The organism is Brevibacterium ravenspurgense (assembly GCF_001584615.1).
Taxonomy (GTDB): Bacteria; Actinomycetota; Actinomycetes; order Actinomycetales; family Brevibacteriaceae; genus Brevibacterium; species Brevibacterium ravenspurgense.
In genome coordinates, this window is sequence record NZ_LQQC01000006.1 from 27,426 (window position 1) to 44,066 (window position 16,641).

General features: G+C 62.4%; 17 protein-coding genes. 8 read left to right on the top strand and 9 right to left on the bottom strand.

All coding sequences use genetic code 11. The features are described 5' to 3' along the window. The first annotated feature begins 60 nt into the window (after nucleotides 1-60). Entirely contained in the window at nucleotides 61-807 is a 747-nt protein-coding gene (locus tag Bravens_RS02630) for a phosphoglyceromutase (RefSeq protein WP_061942117.1), read from the top strand. A gap of 113 nt (nucleotides 808-920) precedes the next feature. On the opposite strand, the gene phoU is transcribed toward Bravens_RS02630, so the two are convergent. Continuing rightward, the gene (gene phoU / locus Bravens_RS02635) at nucleotides 921-1,649 is read right to left on the bottom strand and encodes a phosphate signaling complex protein PhoU (protein WP_062020066.1); all 729 of its coding nucleotides are present in this window, start codon (nucleotides 1,647-1,649) and stop codon (nucleotides 921-923) included. A 174-nt stretch (nucleotides 1,650-1,823) separates the two neighbouring features. On the opposite strand from phoU, the gene Bravens_RS02640 reads away from it, so the two are divergent. Together Bravens_RS02640 and Bravens_RS02645 are read left to right on the top strand one after the other, a co-directional pair. Further along, on the top strand, nucleotides 1,824-3,026 hold the full coding sequence (locus Bravens_RS02640; RefSeq protein WP_062020068.1) for a sensor histidine kinase: 1,203 nt from the start codon (nucleotides 1,824-1,826) through the stop codon (nucleotides 3,024-3,026). A gap of 1 nt (nucleotide 3,027) precedes the next feature. Beyond that, complete coding sequence (locus Bravens_RS02645; RefSeq protein WP_019175788.1) at nucleotides 3,028-3,711, top strand: response regulator transcription factor; 684 nt, start codon at nucleotides 3,028-3,030, stop codon at nucleotides 3,709-3,711. 953 nt (nucleotides 3,712-4,664) lie between these two features. On the opposite strand, the gene Bravens_RS02650 is transcribed toward Bravens_RS02645, so the two are convergent. After that, entirely contained in the window at nucleotides 4,665-5,198 is a 534-nt protein-coding gene (locus tag Bravens_RS02650; protein WP_062020070.1) for a hypothetical protein, read from the bottom strand. A gap of 214 nt (nucleotides 5,199-5,412) precedes the next feature. Here Bravens_RS02650 and Bravens_RS02655 point away from each other — a divergent pair, with 214 nt between their 5' ends. From Bravens_RS02655 to ispF, 3 genes are all read left to right on the top strand, one after another. Further along, nucleotides 5,413-5,895: a CarD family transcriptional regulator gene (locus Bravens_RS02655; protein ID WP_019175786.1), complete on the top strand. Its 483-nt coding sequence runs from the start codon at nucleotides 5,413-5,415 to the stop codon at nucleotides 5,893-5,895. Between the two features lie 131 nt (nucleotides 5,896-6,026). Beyond that, nucleotides 6,027-6,740 carry a 2-C-methyl-D-erythritol 4-phosphate cytidylyltransferase gene (gene ispD, locus Bravens_RS02660; RefSeq protein WP_244878101.1) on the top strand — a complete coding sequence of 238 codons (714 nt, stop codon included), beginning with the start codon at nucleotides 6,027-6,029 and terminating at the stop codon, nucleotides 6,738-6,740. After that, on the top strand, nucleotides 6,737-7,216 hold the full coding sequence (ispF, locus tag Bravens_RS02665; RefSeq protein ID WP_062020074.1) for a 2-C-methyl-D-erythritol 2,4-cyclodiphosphate synthase: 480 nt from the start codon (nucleotides 6,737-6,739) through the stop codon (nucleotides 7,214-7,216). The genes ispD and ispF overlap by 4 nt, the downstream gene beginning before the upstream one ends. On the opposite strand, the gene Bravens_RS02670 is transcribed toward ispF, so the two are convergent. The 5 genes from Bravens_RS02670 to Bravens_RS02685 all read right to left on the bottom strand — a co-directional run bounded on the left by Bravens_RS02670 (nucleotide 7,204) and on the right by Bravens_RS02685 (nucleotide 12,321). Next, complete coding sequence (locus Bravens_RS02670) at nucleotides 7,204-8,601, bottom strand: amino acid permease (protein ID WP_062020076.1); 1,398 nt, start codon at nucleotides 8,599-8,601, stop codon at nucleotides 7,204-7,206. The genes ispF and Bravens_RS02670 overlap by 13 nt on opposite strands. Nucleotides 8,602-8,653: 52 nt before the next feature. Further along, nucleotides 8,654-9,355: an MBL fold metallo-hydrolase gene (locus Bravens_RS02675; RefSeq protein ID WP_062020078.1), complete on the bottom strand. Its 702-nt coding sequence runs from the start codon at nucleotides 9,353-9,355 to the stop codon at nucleotides 8,654-8,656. Continuing rightward, complete coding sequence (locus Bravens_RS02680; RefSeq protein ID WP_062020080.1) at nucleotides 9,352-10,446, bottom strand: S-(hydroxymethyl)mycothiol dehydrogenase; 1,095 nt, start codon at nucleotides 10,444-10,446, stop codon at nucleotides 9,352-9,354. Before Bravens_RS02680 ends, Bravens_RS02675 begins: the two co-directional genes overlap by 4 nt. 124 nt (nucleotides 10,447-10,570) lie before the next feature. After that, nucleotides 10,571-10,690 (bottom strand): methionine/alanine import family NSS transporter small subunit, encoded by a 120-nt coding sequence (locus Bravens_RS10370; RefSeq protein ID WP_019175780.1) that lies wholly within the window; start codon nucleotides 10,688-10,690, stop codon nucleotides 10,571-10,573. Continuing rightward, nucleotides 10,687-12,321: a sodium-dependent transporter gene (locus Bravens_RS02685; RefSeq protein WP_082790988.1), complete on the bottom strand. Its 1,635-nt coding sequence runs from the start codon at nucleotides 12,319-12,321 to the stop codon at nucleotides 10,687-10,689. Before Bravens_RS02685 ends, Bravens_RS10370 begins: the two co-directional genes overlap by 4 nt. A 174-nt stretch (nucleotides 12,322-12,495) precedes the next feature. On the opposite strand from Bravens_RS02685, the gene cysS reads away from it, so the two are divergent. Both cysS and rlmB read left to right on the top strand, forming a co-directional pair. Beyond that, nucleotides 12,496-13,926, top strand: a complete 1,431-nt coding sequence (gene cysS, locus Bravens_RS02690; RefSeq protein WP_062020088.1) for a cysteine--tRNA ligase — start codon at nucleotides 12,496-12,498, stop codon at nucleotides 13,924-13,926. Nucleotides 13,927-13,928: 2 nt separating this feature from the next. Continuing rightward, complete coding sequence (gene rlmB / locus Bravens_RS02695; RefSeq protein WP_061942095.1) at nucleotides 13,929-14,876, top strand: 23S rRNA (guanosine(2251)-2'-O)-methyltransferase RlmB; 948 nt, start codon at nucleotides 13,929-13,931, stop codon at nucleotides 14,874-14,876. Between the two features lie 3 nt (nucleotides 14,877-14,879). Here the strand turns inward: rlmB and Bravens_RS02700 are convergent, their stop codons facing one another. Together Bravens_RS02700 and Bravens_RS02705 are read right to left on the bottom strand one after the other, a co-directional pair. Further along, nucleotides 14,880-15,413, bottom strand: a complete 534-nt coding sequence (locus tag Bravens_RS02700; RefSeq protein WP_062020082.1) for a lipopolysaccharide kinase InaA family protein — start codon at nucleotides 15,411-15,413, stop codon at nucleotides 14,880-14,882. 254 nt (nucleotides 15,414-15,667) lie between these two features. Then, nucleotides 15,668-16,351 carry an ABC transporter ATP-binding protein gene (locus Bravens_RS02705; RefSeq protein ID WP_062020084.1) on the bottom strand — a complete coding sequence of 228 codons (684 nt, stop codon included), beginning with the start codon at nucleotides 16,349-16,351 and terminating at the stop codon, nucleotides 15,668-15,670. Between the last annotated feature and the right edge of the window lie 290 nt (nucleotides 16,352-16,641).

The window sequence follows — 16,641 nt, forward strand, 5'->3', positions numbered from 1 at the left end:
TCAACGGCGGCCCTGCGGATGATCCCGCCGAGCGAGACCCGCGCATGGAAGAATAGAGATATGACTTACAACCTCGTGCTGCTGCGCCACGGCGAAAGCGAATGGAACAAGAAGAACCTCTTCACCGGCTGGGTTGACGTAACCCTCACTGATAAGGGCCGCACCGAAGCCGCCCGGGCCGGTGAGCTGCTGACAGAAGCGGGACTCGCACCCGATGTCCTGCACACCTCGCGCCTGAAGCGCGCCATCATCACATCGAACTTGGCACTGGAAACCGCTGACCGGTCCTGGATCGATGTCAAGCGCTCCTGGCGCCTGAACGAACGCCACTACGGTGCCCTGCAGGGTAAGAACAAAGCCGAAGTGCGCGACGAATTCGGTGAAGAGCAGTTCATGACGTGGCGTCGTTCGTTCGACACCCCGCCGCCGGAACTCGACGACAGCTCAGAATGGTCGCAGGCAGGGGAAGCCCGCTACGCAAACCTGGGTTCGGCCATTCCGCGGACTGAATGCCTCAAGGACGTCATCAAGCGCCTGCTGCCGTACTGGTACGACTCGATCGTCCCGGACCTTCAGCTGGGCCGCACGGTTCTGGTCACCGCACACGGCAATTCGCTGCGGGCACTCGTCAAGCACCTCGACGGCATCAGCGACGAAGAGATTGTCGGCCTCAACATCCCCACCGGCATTCCGCTGCACTACGAACTCGACGAAGACTTCAAGCCGGTGACCCCCGGTGGTCGCTACCTCGACCCGGAAGCTGCAGCAGAAGCCGCCGCTGCGGTCGCAGCCCAGGGCAAGAAGTGAGCTGAGAGCTGAGCTTCGGCGCGCTGAAGCTCAGCATCAACCGCAAAGGCCCGGTGTCCATGTGGACACCGGGCCTTATGCGTTCAGCTGTGTGCTGCTGAACCCTGTGCTGCTCAGTTTTCGTTCTGCTCAGCGCGGATGTCGGCGATTTCAGCTTCGCGGCGGGCCGGTTCGGAGTCGTGAAGCGTTGACAGCGTCGGTTCGAACGAACCGGTGAGCAGGTACTCAACGCGGTGTGCCACGTTGACGGCCTGGTCGCCGAAGCGCTCAAAGTAGCGGGAGATCAGCGTGACATCGGCAATCTGGCTGGGCGAGATTTCGCCGTTAGACAGTTCGCCGATGATGGTGAATACCCGCAGGTGAAGAGTGTCGAGCTCTTCGTCGATCGCAGCGATCATCGGAACGGCTGCAGTGCCGGGCTCGCTCAGCAGCTGAACAAGAGCATTGCCGATGCGGACCGCGGTCGTGCCCATGTGGGTGAAGACATCGCGGAACTGCTCGGGCAGAGCCGGTTCGGGGTGGCGGATGCGCACGAGCGAGCCGATGTGGCGGGCGAGGTCGCCCATGCGCTCGATGGCAACCGACATCTTCAGCGCCGCGATGACGGCGCGCAGATCCGCTGCGACAGGGGCCTGGAGAGCCAGCACTTCTGCTGAACGGCGGTCCAGGGAAGCCTGCATTCCGTCGATCGAATCGTCAGCGGCGATCACCTGCTGAGCGAGTTCGAGGTTGTTTTCCAAGAGAGCCTGAACTGAGCCCTCCATGGCCGCGGTGGCCTTTTCGGCCATTTCGACGAGTCCGTCGGCGATGGATTCGAGTTCATTGCGGAAGGCTTCGCGCACTCGAGGTCCTTTCCTTGAAGTTCTACGTGAGGCACTGTACACCCACACGAATCAAGTTAACGTTTTCAAGCGGGAGTTAAAGGAGCCTGTCACCAATATGAATACCACGGGAAATATCGTCAACTCCGTCGCTTTCAGATAGAACCCGCGTCACCATCCGTTTAGGCTATCAGTGTGGACGTGTTGATTATTTCGCTCATCACCGGCGGAGTTGGCCTCATTTTGGGCATCGCCGGGATCCTTGCGTTCCGCATGTCCGAAAGCTCGTGGTCATCCGCATCCCTGCACTCGGATGATGAACTTCCCGACGGCATTGCCGAAGTCCTTGCCGTTCTGCCCAGCGCGGCCATTGTCATCGACGCCGGTGACGACGTCACGAAGGCATCGCCTGCCGCCTACACGTTTGGTCTTGTGCGCGGTCACGTGCTGGCCGCCCCGCAGCTGCGCGAAGCCGTTGCAAGGGTGCGTGTGCGCGGTCTGATCGAAGAGATCGACTTTGAAACTCAGCGCGGATCGGATGAAAAGAGCCGCCGCTATCTGCACGCTCGCGTTGCTCCGCTGGCCGAGGCCTATGTTCTTGTGCTGTGTGACGACCAGACTGAGTCCCACCGCATCAACGCTGTCCGACGCGACTTCGTGGCGAATGTTTCGCACGAACTCAAAACACCCATCGGCGCGATTTCCCTCATGGCTGAAGCTGTTACTGACTTTTCGGACGATCCCGAGGCCGTGCAGCGCTTTGGCGGCAAACTGCAGAAGGAATCTGCTCGTCTGGCGCAGCTTGTCCAGGAGATCATCAATCTTTCCCGCGTACAGGACAACGAACAGCTGGAATCAACTGCCCGGGTGGAACTCGACGACGTCGTGCAGGAGGCTGTCGATCGGGCGCGGACGAATGCCGAAGCGAAAGGCATCGAACTGTCAGTCTCCGGCAGCCCTGGCACCGCTGTGCAGGGTTCGTTTGACCTTCTGGTCAATGCGGTGCGCAATCTGATTGACAATGCGGTCAACTATTCGAATTCCGGCACTTCTGTGGGCATCAGCGTGGAGTTTGCGGACGGCGATGCTTCGATCACCGTCACCGACCACGGGATCGGCATTTCCCCAGAAGAATCCGAGCGCATCTTTGAGCGCTTCTATCGGGTTGATCCGGCGCGTTCGCGCAATACGGGCGGCACCGGACTGGGTCTGTCGATCGTCAAGCACATCGTGGCCACCCATGGCGGCCGCATCGACGTGTGGAGTCGTCCCGGTGAGGGGTCTACCTTCACCATCATCCTGCCGGCCACGCCGGCTGATAATGTTCGGCTTCTGAAGCCGCCGGAAAACAAGACCTCGGACGGAATGTCTGTCGAAGGTCACGAGAGAAAGGCATGAGTTGACCAAGATTCTGCTCGTCGAAGACGAAGAGTCGCTGTCGGACCCGCTGTCCTACCTGCTGGGGCGCGAAGGCTACGACGTTGTTGTGGCTGCTGACGGCAAGAAGGCGGTCGAGGAATTCGAGACCGGCGGGGCAGACCTGGTGCTTTTGGACCTCATGCTGCCCGGTCTGCCGGGTACTGAAGTCTGCCGCACTATTCGCAGCAAATCGAACGTGCCGATCATCATGCTCACTGCAAAGGACGCCGAAATCGACAAGGTTGTGGGCCTCGAGCTCGGCGCGGATGACTATGTGACGAAGCCGTATTCTTCGCGCGAACTTCTGGCGCGCATTCGCGCTGTTCTGCGCCGTGGTTCAGCGTCTGTTGACGATGAATTCGACGACGTTCTCGAAGCAGGCGGTGTGCGCGTGGATGTTGACCGTCACGTGGTCACGGTGCGCGGTGAGGAAATGCAGCTGCCGCTGAAGGAATTCGAGCTTCTGGAAATGCTGGTTCGCAATGCCGGTCGCGTTATGACGCGCGGTCAGCTGATCGATCGGGTCTGGGGCTCCGACTACGTGGGAGACACCAAAACCCTCGACGTCCACATCAAGCGTCTGCGCGCCAAGATCGAGGTCAACCCCTCCGAACCCAAGCTGCTGACAACACTGCGCGGCCTGGGCTACAAGTTCGAAGACTGAGGCTTTGCAATCTGAGCGGCTGCGCCCATTAGGACTGAACTAAGACAGTTGGCTGGGTGAACAAAGTGCCAACGGGCTGAGACGAAGCCAAAGCAGAGGCCCCCGAGTGGAACTCCACTCGGGGGCCTCTGCTTTAGGCGGTCGCCCACGCTTTAGCAACGGATCCACGCTTTAGCAGTGGCTGTTTTCGCGCAGATTCCGGCTATCGGGTGTTTGTGTGCGGCTAACGGGTGTTTTTCTTGCTTAGGGGTGTTTTTGTTGAGGCGGGGTTTATGCCGGTCTGGTTTGCTCTGGTTGTCGAGGCGGAGGTGGGGAGGGCACCCGCGCCGCCGAGGTGGGGCTTGTGCTGGGACCCGAAATCCACCTAGGCATTCCCTTGTGCTGCCTCCTGCGGGCGGTCGCCCACGCTTTAGCAACGGATCCACGCTTTAGCAGTGGCTGTTTTCGCGCAGATTCCGGCTATCGGGTGTTTGAGTGCGGCTAACGGGTGTTTTTGTTGCTTAGGGGTGTTTTTGCCGAGGCGGAGGTGGGGCTTGTGCCGGTCTGGTTTGCTCTGGTTGCCGAGGCGGAGGTGGGGCTTGTGCTGGCTGCCGAGGTGGGGCTTGTGCCGGGACCCGAATTCCACTTAGGTATTCCCTTGTGCTGCCTCCTGTGGGCGGTCGCCCACGCTTTAGCAACGGATCCACGCTTTAGCAGCGGTTGTTTTTGCGCAGATTCCGGCTATCGGGTGTTTGTGTGCGGCTATCGGGTGTTTTTGTTGCTTAGGGGTGTTTTTGCCGAGGCGGAGGTGGGGAGGGCACCCGCACCGCCGAGGTGGGGCTTGTGCCGGTCTGGTTTGCTCTGGTTGCCGAGGCGGCGCCACATGCAAGAGGTCCCCGAGCGACAATCGCTCGGGGACCTCTTCTGTAAGCGTGTGCAAGAACCTGCCCGCTGTGGGAGCAGGCTCACCGGCTTCACTGTCCGGTGGTGCTGTCCGTTGTGGCGTCAGCGCCGGCGGACGGTTCGCTGGTGGGCTCCAGGGTCTTGTAGTACCAGTGGCTGCCGTCGAGGATCTGCGTCTGCACGTCTTCGGAGTTGCCGTTGACGGTGACCGTGACGTCGACGAGCGTGCCGGTTTCCTGGTTCAGGCCGGTGACGATGACTTCCTTGTCGCCTTCAGCGTTGGGGTTCTGCGGGTCCTGCGAGAAAGTGTCCCCAGCTTTGACGGTCTGCTTGACGGTCTTGTCGCCGGCCTCAATCGAGACTTCGGCGGTTTCTTCGCTGTTGTTGACCAGCGTGTAGAACAGCTGGGCCTTTTCCTGGTCTTCGTCTGAGATGAGCAGGATGCCGCGAACGTCCACACCGTCAATCGAGGTGGCCGCGCCGTCGCCACCGTTGTAGTGGTACTTGGCGGTCTGCTGAGAAGAGATCAGTGCGGCACAGCCGGTGAGGGGTGCAACCAGGGCTGCTGCGAGCGCGACGGCGCCGAAGCGGGTCAGCCTTTTCACGATTAAAGCTCCTAGAAGAAGAAATGCTAAGCCTCTGACCGCATCGTACCTGTTTTTGTCAACGGTCCGAAACTCGGGTCACAGGATTCAGTATGGAATCTCCCATGGTCCTCTGAAAGTGCCAGTAGAGCGCTATATCACACTGTGGACCGCTGTCGCCCAATTTGCGGAAAGTGTCGTGGTAAGATGGGTCACCGAAAGGGGACTAAAGAGTATGAGTTTTCAGGTTGGAGACACCGTCGTCTACCCGCACCACGGTGCAGCCACTGTTCAAGAAGTGAACACCCGCAAGATCAAGGGTGAAGAGACCGTCTTCCTCAAGCTTGAGGTTTCGCACGGCGATCTGACAATCGAAGTCCCTGCTGAGAACTGCGACCTCGTCGGTGTTCGCGACGTCGTCAACGCAGAGGGTCTGGAAAAGGTCTTCGAAGTTCTTCGCGCTGAAGTGGCCGAAGAGCCCACTAACTGGTCGCGCCGTTACAAGGCCAATCTCGAAAAGTTCCAGTCCGGCGACGTCATCAAGGTTGCCGAAGTTGTTCGCGACCTGTGGCGCCGCGAACAGGACCGCGGACTTTCCACTGGTGAAAAGCGCATGCTTGCCAAAGCACGTCAGGTTCTGGTTTCTGAACTGGCTCTGGCCAAGGAAAAGGAAGAGGACGAAGCCGAAGCAATGCTTGACGAGGTTCTCGCTTCCTGATTTCTGTCACACGGTCCGCGCTCAGACTGTCCTGAGCGCGGGCTTTGTGCTTCTGTGCCGGCTGTTTCCCCGGGCTGGCGTCGCCACCGCCAGCAGCCGCCATGTCGCTGCCGCCGGCTACCATTGCTGTCGTGGAGACAGCTCTCATCATTCCCGCCGCCGGGTCCGGTACGCGCTTGGGCGCTGACCGTCCGAAGGCCTTCGTTGAACTGGCAGGCCGCACGCTCTTGGCGTGGTCCCTGCGCTCTGGTCTGCGTGCCGGCTGCGGGCTCACCGTTATTGCCGCACCCGCGGACTTGCTGGAAGAAGCGCGCGCCATCGCAGACGCCGAATGTGACTCGCTCAAAGTTCCACGCAGCCTGGTTGCGGTCGTTGAAGGCGGTGCTGAGCGCACAGATTCCGTCGCTGCCGCACTGGAACTGCTCGAAACCGCCAACCCAAGCTTTGTCCTTGTGCACGATGCAGCTCGCGCGCTCACCCCAAACGAGGTCTTCATCCGCGTGATCGATGCTCTGCGCGCCGGCGAGCGCAATGTTGTGCCGACCCTCCCGGTAGCCGACACCATCAGGACAGTGGCGGGCAGCACCTCGTCAGTCGAGGACCTTGCGACTCCCGTCGACCGTTCCCAGCTGAGGCGAGTCCAGACCCCGCAGGGGTTCCGCACGGAAGACCTGCGCGCGGCTCACCGGCACGCTCGCCAGACCGGTCTTTCGGCAACTGACGATGCGGGGCTCCTGGAAGCCATCGGCATTCCCGCCAGGGGAGTGCCGGGGGCAGAAGCGGCACACAAAATCACGTACCCCGAAGATCTGCGCACAGCGCGCGCTCGACTGCAAGGAGAATGACAATGCGGGTGGGAATCGGCTTTGACACCCACGCTTTTTCGGACGACCCACAGCGGCGCCTGTGGTTGGCGGGCTTGCTGTGGGAAGACGCCGGGCCGGGCCTGGAGGGGCACTCGGATTCCGATGCGGTTGCTCACGCCTGCTGTGACGCTCTGTTCTCGGCCGCCGGCATCGGCGACCTGGGCGCGCACTTCGGTGTTGACCGCCCGGAACTTGCCGGAGCATCCGGTGCTGAACTGCTGAAAGAAGCCGCCCGCCTGGTGCGCGAAGCCGGTTTTTCCATTGGCAACATCGCGGTGCAGGCCGTGTGTACTCGCCCCAAAATAGGCACCCGCCGGGCCGAAGCCCAGCGGGTGCTGAGTGTTGCCGCCGGAGCGCCGGTCGCGGTGTCCGGCACGACGTCTGACGGTTTGGGCTTCACCGGTCGAGGTGAAGGAGTCGCCGCTGTGGCGACCGCCCTGGTTTACCAGGCGTGAGGTTCGTCCGGTGCGAGTTCATCGCCGCCGGTGACTTCCTCAACTGACTTACCGCGCGTCACGATGACGCCGATCAGCCACACGATGGCGAAGATGCCGAACGTCCACAGCATCTGCGTGCGGGTGTCCGGAGCGAACATGCCCAGCACGATGACGGCCAGCAGAGCGGCCGCGGTCAGCCACGACAGGACCGGGTAGCCCCACATCTTCATGGGCAGCGGGGTGCCGTCGCGTTCGGCGCGGTGGCGCAGGACGATGTGGCTGGCCACGGTCGCGATCCAGGTCACGAGCAGTGTTGAGCCGACCACGTTGAGGCCGATGAACAGCACATTGTCCTGGTTGAAGGCGTTGACCAGCACGGATGCGAAGCCGATGAGAACCGACACCATGATCGCTGGAATCGGCACGCCCCTGTTGTTTGCGCGTCCCGTGGCCGCCGGCGCCATGCCGCGGTGGGCCAGCGAGAACACCATGCGGGAGGCTCCGTACACGTTCGCGTTGAGCGAGCTCAGCAGAGCCACCACGATGATGATGGCCATGATGGCGCCCACTGCCGGCAGTCCGGTGGTCGTCAGGGTCGTGACGAACGGGTTTTCGGCAAGGTCCGGGTTGTCCCAGCGGACAGCGAGGATCATGAGCGTCACCGAACCCATGTAGAACACGAGGATGCGCAGCACGATGCCCGCGATCGCCTTGCGGATGGAGGTTTCCGGATCTGCTGTTTCAGCTGCTGCGACCGCGAGGATCTCAATGCCGCCGAACGCGAAGATCACAATGAGCAGGCCGGTGCCGATGCCGCCGATGCCCGAGGGCGCCAGGTCGATGCCCTGCACATTGCTCAGACCGGGGGATTCACCGGGGGTCAGGCCGAACAGGAAGGCTGTGACCACGATGAGGAACAGGATGACGAAGGCGACCTTGATGAAGCTGAACCAGTATTCGAATTCGCCGAACGAGCCAACGCCCATGAGGTTGATGACGGTGAAGATGAGCATGAAGGCCAGCACCCAGATCCACTGGGGAACATCCGGGAAGAACGCCGAGCGCATGATCTGCGCGGCGGCTGTCGCCTCAACCGCGACGACCAGGCACAGCTGCACCCACCACAGCCATCCGACGGCAAAAGCGGCCGCGGGGCCCAGCGCCTTGCCGGCGTAGTAGGAGAACGCTCCCGGGTTGGGGTCGGCGGCAACCATTTCGCCGAGCATCCGCATAACCGAGATGATGATGAGTCCGGCAGCCACATAGGCCAGAAGGATTGCCGGGCCGGCAACGGCGATTCCTTCGCCGACGCCGAGGAAGAGGCCCGCGCCGATTGCCGACCCGAGGCTCATCATGACGAGGTGCCGGGTCTTCAGACGCTTCTGCAGTTGGGTGGTGGCCATGAAAATCCTTTATGAACAAAACAGATGGTGGTCGCGGGTGACACTATGCCGCTCAGTGTCCGCGGTCAATCCATTCCTGCAGGTGCGGTTTTTCCGCGCCGATGCTGGTGGAATCGCCGTGTCCGGTCAGCACGATCGTGTCCTCAGGCAGGGCGAAGAGGCGTTCGCGAATCGACTCGATGATCGTGTCGAAGCTCGAATACGACCGTCCTGTTGCTCCCGGGCCCCCGTTGAACAGAGTGTCACCGGACAGCAGGACAGGCACCTCGGCATCCGAGGCTGTGGTTCCCCGAACGTCCTCGGGCAGTCCGGCACCCGTGAGGCCTTCGGCAATGTAGAAGCACGTGGAGCCAGGGGAGTGGCCCGGCGTGTGAAGCGCGCTCAGACGCAGGCCGGCCACCGTGAAGCTGTCGCCGTCGTCGATCCGGCCGGTGGGCTGACGGTCCTCGAAGACCTGGTCCCACAGGACCGAATCTGCGGGGTTGAGCAGAATCGGCGGGTCGCCGAGTTTGGCCTGTGCGTCGAAAACGTACCGAATGTGGTCATCATGGCCGTGTGTCAGCAGGATCGCGCTGACTTCGCGTTCGCCGACCGCTTCTGCAATCGCATTCGGGTTGTGTGCCGGGTCGATGACGACGACGGTGGAATCGTCGCCGACAATCCACACGTTGTTGTCGACGTCAAAGGTTTCGCCGTCGAGTGAAAAGGTTCCCGAGGTGATGAGCCGCTCAATGCGGACTGCGCTGTCTGTCATGTGAACTCCACTACCGATCGAAGGACTTCTCCTCGCGCCATCTTGTCAAAGGCATCTTCAACCTGCTCGATGCTGATCCGCTCGGTGACGAACTTCTCCAGCGGCAGGCGGCCCTGCTTGTACAGTTCGGTGAGCATCGGAAAGTCGCGTTCGGGCAGGCAGTCGCCGTACCACGAGGACTTGAGCTTGCCGCCTCGGGCGAACATGTCGATGAAGGGGACTGTCAGCTCCATGTCTGGTGTGGGAACACCCACCAGGACGACCGTTCCGGCGAGATCGCGGGCGTAGAACGCTTGGCGCCAGGTTTCGGGGCGGCCCACGGCGTCGATGACGACATCAGCGCCGAAGCCGCCGGTGAGGCTCTGGACCTTCTCGACGACCTCGTCTTCGCTCATGCCCTTTGACGAAAAGCTGTGGGTTGCGCCGAGTTCTTCTGCCGCGGCGAGCTTCTTGTGGTCGAAGTCGATCGCGATGATGGTCGATGCGCCCGCCAGCTTTGCGCCGGCAATCGCGGCACAGCCCACTCCGCCGCAGCCGATAACGGCCACGGAATCGCCGTGCTTGACCTCACCGGTGTTCATTGCTGCGCCGATGCCCGCCATGACACCGCAGCCCAGAAGCCCCAGCACGGCCGGGTCGCCCTCGTCGACCTTGGTGCACTGGCGTTCGGCAACGAGGGTCTTTTCAGCAAAGGACCCGATACCCAGGGCGGCTTCGAGTTCCGTGCCGTCAGTCAGCGTCATCTTCTGCTTGGCGTTGTGGGTGGCAAAGCAGTATTGCTGTTCGTTGCGCTTGCAGGCGCGGCATTCGCCACAGGTGGCGCGCCAGTTGAGGATGACGAAATCGCCGACCTCAACGTGGACGACGCCCTCGCCGACCGCGCTGACAACACCGACGGATTCGTGTCCCAGCAGGAACGGGAAGTCGTCGCTGACTCCGCCCTGACGGTAGTGGTAATCGGTGTGGCAGACACCGCAGGACTTGACGTCGACGACGACTTCGCCCGGACCGGGGTCGGGGATGACGATGTCGACTAGCTGTACGGGTTCTTCCTTTGCGAAGGCGACAATGCCCTTCACGGTCTGGGACATGCTGACTCCTATAAGCAGTCGTTGATGTGTCATGTCCCACGCTACCGAAAACTCGGCACGAATAAAGGCCGGGCTTCGCGGTGTGCGAAGCCCGGCCTCTGTTCAGTCAGCGGGTGGCGACGGTTCAGTCGATGTCGCCGGCCGCCTCGTCAGGGTGCGCCTTGAGGTGCAGGATTGCGGCTCCGAGACCGCCCCAGACGGTGATGATGGCGATGAGCATCATGATGACTGCGGATGCGCTCATGGCGTAACTCCGTTCTCGTTGTGCGGTGTGGCTTCCGGCGCGGCCTGCGGTTCAGTGGTCGCATGTGGGGCGGCGGCCGGGGAGCTGAGCTGCTGTTCGAACTCAGCCTGTGCTCGTTCAACCTTTTCGAGGCTCTTGCGCGGCCACGGTGTGATCGACAGGAGAATCGACACCACCAGGATGAGCCCGAGGACGCCCCAGCCGAGCAGGTTCAGTGTGATCTGCGGATAGCCTTCGTAGCCTTCCTTGATGGTTGTGATAATGACCTGAACGAGCATGACGACCAGGACTATCGGGGTGATGACTCCGACGAACGCCATCCAGACCTTGCCGAGCTTGAACGTTGAGACCGCGTTGAGGTGGTCGCGCAGGAACGGCAGGCGGCGCAGAACCCAGGCGACCGTGATGACCGCGATGATGGCAATGCCGACGATTCCGATGTTGTTGACGAAGTAGTCAATCGTGTCCAGTGTGATGAGGCCCGAGGTGGTGGAGAAGCCGACCACCGCGACAAGCGCCATGCCGCCGCCGACGAATCCGGTCGACTTGCGCTGCGAGATGCCGAGCTTGTCCGAAACAGCTGCGATCGGCACCTGCACCAGCGAGATCAGCGAGGACAGACCCGCGAAGATCAGGCTGACGAAGAACAGCACACCGAAGATCTCACCGAAGGGCATTTCGGAGATGATCAGCGGGAACACCACGAATGCCAGGCCGACACCGCCGGCAGCCACTTCGCTAACCTCGGTTCCAGAAGCAGTGGCCATGAAGCCCAGTGCGGCGAACACGCCGAGGCCCGCGAGGATTTCGAACGCGGAGTTCGACAGACCGACGACCAGGCCGGAGCCGGTGAGGTTGGTGCGCTTCTTCAGGTAGGACGCGTAGGTCAGCATGATGCCGAAGGCAACAGACAGCGAGAAGAAGATCTGACCGTAGGCGGCGATCCACACGCTGGGCTTGGCTATCTGACTGAAGTCCGGCTTGAACAGGGCGTCGAGGCCGGTGATGGCTCCGTCCAGCGTGAGGGCTCGGATGACGAGCCCCACGAACAGGACGATGAGCAGCGGAATGAAGACCTTCGAGAAGCGGGCGATACCGCCCTGCACGCCCAGGAAGAGGATGATGAGCGTAATGACCCACACGCCGATGAGCGGGCCGAGAACTGCGGGCACGATATCCGCGGTCGGCAGACCGCCGTCATCCAGCTGCAGGTACGAACCGAAGAGGAAGCCCTCGGGATCGTCGCCCCATGCCTTCGACAGGGAGAACCAGGCGTAGCTGGCCGCCCAGGCGATGATTGCCGAGTAGTAGATGGCGATGACGGTGGCGATGCCGACCTGGATCCAGCCGATGGGTTCAGCCGCCCGGTTCATCGACCGGAAGGCCAGCGGGGCCGAAGACCGGAACCGGTGGCCGATTGCGTAGTCCAGGAACAGCAGTGGGATACCCGCCGTAAGCAGAGCGATGAGGTAGGGGAGGATGAACGCTCCGCCGCCGCTCTCGTAGGCGACATAGGGGAAACGCCAGATGTTGCCCAGGCCGACTGCAGAGCCGACCGCGGCAAAGATGAAAGCGCTGCGGCTGACGAAAACCTGCCGCTTTTCACCCTGAGGGGGTGCTTGAGTAGACATATAAAACACCTTTGTTTTGATGCGATGTTGAGGAAACTGTAGACGAATTCGTGACGAATGTCATAGTTTTCCCAGTGCGCGTCCAGACTGTTGTCAGTTTGTGATTCGCAGGAGCGCGTGCGCCGGGGCTTCCGGGCCGGGCGCGTGCAGCAGATGGCGGCTAGACTGTCGGGCGTGACAATTCAGCTGTATAACACCAAGTCCCGCACCCTCGAGCCCCTCGTTCCCGTCTGTGACGGACAGGTGGGGATCTACGTGTGCGGTGCGACCGTTCAGGGTGCACCTCACATCGGCCACATGCGCTCGGCGGTCGTGTTCGACCAGCTTCGCCGCTGGCTGACCTACAGGGGACTTGATGTTCTGCTGGTGCGCAATGTGACCGACATCGACGACAAGATCCTGCAGAAGTCCGTCGAAGAGAGCCGCCCGTGGTTTGCCCACGCCTATAAATACGAGCAGGTGTTCACTGCCGCCTACGACCGGATCGGCGTGCTGCCCCCGTCCTATGAGCCGCGTGCCACCGGCCACATCACCGAAATGGTCGAACTGATCGGCAGGCTCATCGATGCCGGCCATGCCTATGCGGCGGAAGACGGCAGCGGCGACGTGTACTTCGACGCCCGGTCCTGGCCACAGTACGGTGCGCTGACGCACCAGAGCCTCGACGACATGGCCGAAACCGACGCTGAAGTTCGCGGCAAGCGGGACCCGCGCGACTTCGCTCTGTGGAAGGGCCACAAGGACGGCGACCCCCTGACCGCCAGCTGGCCCACCCCGTGGGGTCGCGGCCGGCCGGGCTGGCACATCGAGTGCTCCGCAATGTCGACCAAGTACCTGGGGGCCGAATTCGACATCCACGGCGGTGGCCTGGATCTGCGCTTCCCGCACCACGAAAACGAACTCGCCCAGTCGACCGCGGCCGGTGACGGCTTTGCCCGCATCTGGATGCACTCCGGTCTGCTCAATGTGGGCGGCGACAAGATGTCGAAGTCACTGGGCAACTCGATTTTCGCCCACGACCTTTTCGACGATCACTCCGCACTTCTGGTGCGCTACTTCCTGTCCACGGCGCACTACCGTTCCGTGCTGGAGTTTTCGGAAGAGCTGGTCGAAGGACAGGCTCCGGCCCTTGAGCGGATCCGCAACTTCATTTCCCGAGCCCGCCAGGAACTCGGAGATGAGGCTCCGGCAGTGCCGACGTTCCGCGACACCTCGATAACGGTGCCGGAAGCCTTCGCACAGGCCATGGATGCCGACCTCGGCATCCCGAAGGCCCTGGCCGTCGTGTTCGACCAGGTGGGCACCGGCTTCCGCCTGCTTGAGGGTGGGGACCGAGGTGAACTCGCCACAGTGTTGACTTCGGTTGAGCTCATGCTCGACATCCTCGGCATCAACCCGAGTTCTGCCACCTGGGCGCAGGGTGGGGAATCCTCGGCGACCGCGCACGCTCTTGACCAGCTGGTCGACGAACTCGTGCGCACGCGCGCTCAGGCGCGCGCCGACAAGGACTGGGCTGTGGCCGATGCGATCCGCGACCAGCTGGCAGCAGCCGGCATCGTCGTCGAAGACACCGCCGACGGCTACCGCTACCACGTAAGGGACTGAACATGGCAAAGGCAAAGGGCCCGCGCAAGGGCACGGGCGGTCACGGGCGGCGTCGGTTGGAGGGCAAGGGCCCCACGCCGAAAGCCGAAGACCGCGTTTACCACAAGGCGCACAAGGAGAAGCTCGAACGGCAGCGCCGCCAGCAGGGCAAGCAGAACTCTCGTCGCTTTAAGGGTGAACAGGGTGTGGACACTGTGGCTGGCCGCAACTCGGTGCTCGAAGCCCTGCGCGAAGGTGTGCCGGCGAAAGCGCTCTACATTGTCCGCGGTGCCGATTCTGACGACCGGGTGCGCGATGCGATCGCAATTGCCGCTGACCGCGGAGTTCCGCTGTTGGAGGCAAGCCGTGACGAACTTGACCGCATGACCGACAGGGCGGTCCACCAGGGACTCGCTCTTGTCCTGCCACCGTACGAGTACGCAACCCCGAAGGACCTGCTGGACGCGGCTGCCGCGGAAGTGCAGAAGCCGCTGCTGGTGGCCCTCGACGGCATCACCGACGCCCGCAACCTCGGGGCCATCATCCGCTCTGCCGCAGCTTTCGGCGGTCACGGTGTGATCATCCCCGAACGCCGTTCCGCCGCCATGAACGCCGGCGCCTGGAAGACCTCGGCCGGTGCAGCCGCCCGCATCCGGGTGGCCCAGGTGGTCAACCTGGCCCGCGAACTCACCGAGCTTAAGAAGCAGGGCGTGTTCGTGCTTGGCCTCGACATGGACGGCGATGTGGATCTGCCGGAACTCTCTTTGGGCACCGAACCGGTGTGTCTGGTTGTCGGTTCGGAAGGCAAGGGTCTGTCGCGGCTTATTCGCGAAACCTGCGATCAGATCGTGTCGATCCCCATGGCGGGAGCAACCGAATCGCTCAACGCGGGTGTTGCAGCCGCGGTGTCGCTGTACGAAATTGCGCGCACGCGCGGTCTGCGCAGCGCTCCCGCCGAACCCGGCGCCTGAGCCTCAGTCCGCTCCCGTGAGGGAGCGGTACGCCTCCACCAAACGGGAGTCGAGTTTGCGCACGGAGGCGAGATCCGCCTCGTCAGTGGAGTGAGCGGTGTTGAACAGCTCGCCCGCCATGTTGAGGCGCGCCAGTTCAAGATCGTGCGTTTTCTGGCCCTCGGACAGGCTTGGGTGAAGCTCGCCGGTTTCAGCATCGACCAGCCACGCGGTGTACCCGTCGCTGCTGGGTGAGAACAGCGTGTTGGACAGTGCAGCATCGCCCCAGAAGAACCCGGCCCGGTGAAGGTGGGCCAGAAGTTCGGCAAAAGCCTCGACCACGCTGTGTGCGGCGGGGGAGCGGGGCCCGTCCCGCAGGATTTCGTCGTAGCGAGCGGCGGGTGTCAGCCGTCGGGTGATGAGCGCCCCTGAAGCTGCCGTGGTTCGGCCGGTGACGACCCCCAGTGGGCAAACCGCCGGTAATCGTGCGTCCCGCAGTGCGTGCAGCAGGCGGTATTCGTCACCGGCGCCATCTTCGTCCATTTCCTTGATGACCACCGCAGCAGGTTGTGTGCCTTCTACCGCACCAGGCTGCACGCAGTCTACGGTTCGGACGGTGTGGCGTGACAACCCAAGCGAATCAGAGTGAACACCATCCCATTCGGCCAGGGGTCTGTCCCACGGCAGGGAAGCTAGGTGCTCGCGCAAATCAGCGTCAACAGCGGTGATCTGTGCAGCCGGCACGCCCGCCGGCCCGGGCTCAGGCGCTGAGCGCGCCTGCCGCACGCCCGCTGCCGCGTCCCACCCGCTCGTCACAGGGAGTCGCGCAGCTCGTCGGGCGTTCCGAGCCGCGTGATTCTGCCCTTTTCGAGCACGGCGATTCTGTCGGCGATGCCGAGCGCCAAAGGAACGTCGCGAGTGGCAACGATCGACGTGATGCCGATGGTGCGCTGGAGGTCAGCCAATGCCGCGGTGGTCTCTTCGCGGGTGTCTTCGGGCAGGCGGTTCAGAGGTTCGTCCAGGAGGAACACTGCCGGCCTGCGCACGGCTGCGCGTGCCATCGAGACAGTGTGGCGCTGGGTGCCGGTCAGTTCGTCCGGGGTGGCATCCAGCAGGTCTTCCAGACCCATGCGCTTGGCGACGGCGTGCACGCGCTCCCTGGCGCCTTCCTGCGTTTCGCCGTACAGCAGCAGTGCGAAGGCCATGTTCTCGGCGACTGTCATGTGCGGGTAGAGGGCGTAGTTCTCAAAGGCCATGACCACGTGGCGCTGGTGTGCCGGCAGCTTTGTGAAGTCTTCGCCATCGAAGGTGATCGTGCCGGCCGTCGGCGTTTCCATTCCGTTGATCAGCCGCAGAAGCGTGGTTTTGCCCGATCCGGTGCCGCCGAGCACAACGAGCAGTTCGCCGTCCGGCACATCAAGGCTGAGAGTGTCGATTGTTGTTGTCACAGTCGACGGATACCGGTGTGTGAGGCCTGTGAGGACGACCCGTGCCATTGATGCCTTTCGTCATTGAACAGCGTGGCGAAAAACCGTTGGGGAGCGGTGAACGGAGACAACATTACCGCACATGAGGGCGTCTGTGAGCCCGTGGTGCCTCATTGTCAAGTCCCCGCGTAGTGGGGGTCCGTGCCTCATGTGTTTTTCCCCGCGTAGTGGATGTGGGGTTTAGCTGACGCGGCGTATGCCTGTGGTTGGTGGGGTGTGTGGGTGGAGTTGTTCTTCGAGTTTGCGGGTTTTGGTTGCGGCGAGTCGGTTCAGTTCGTTTTGGATGCGGGTTATTTCGC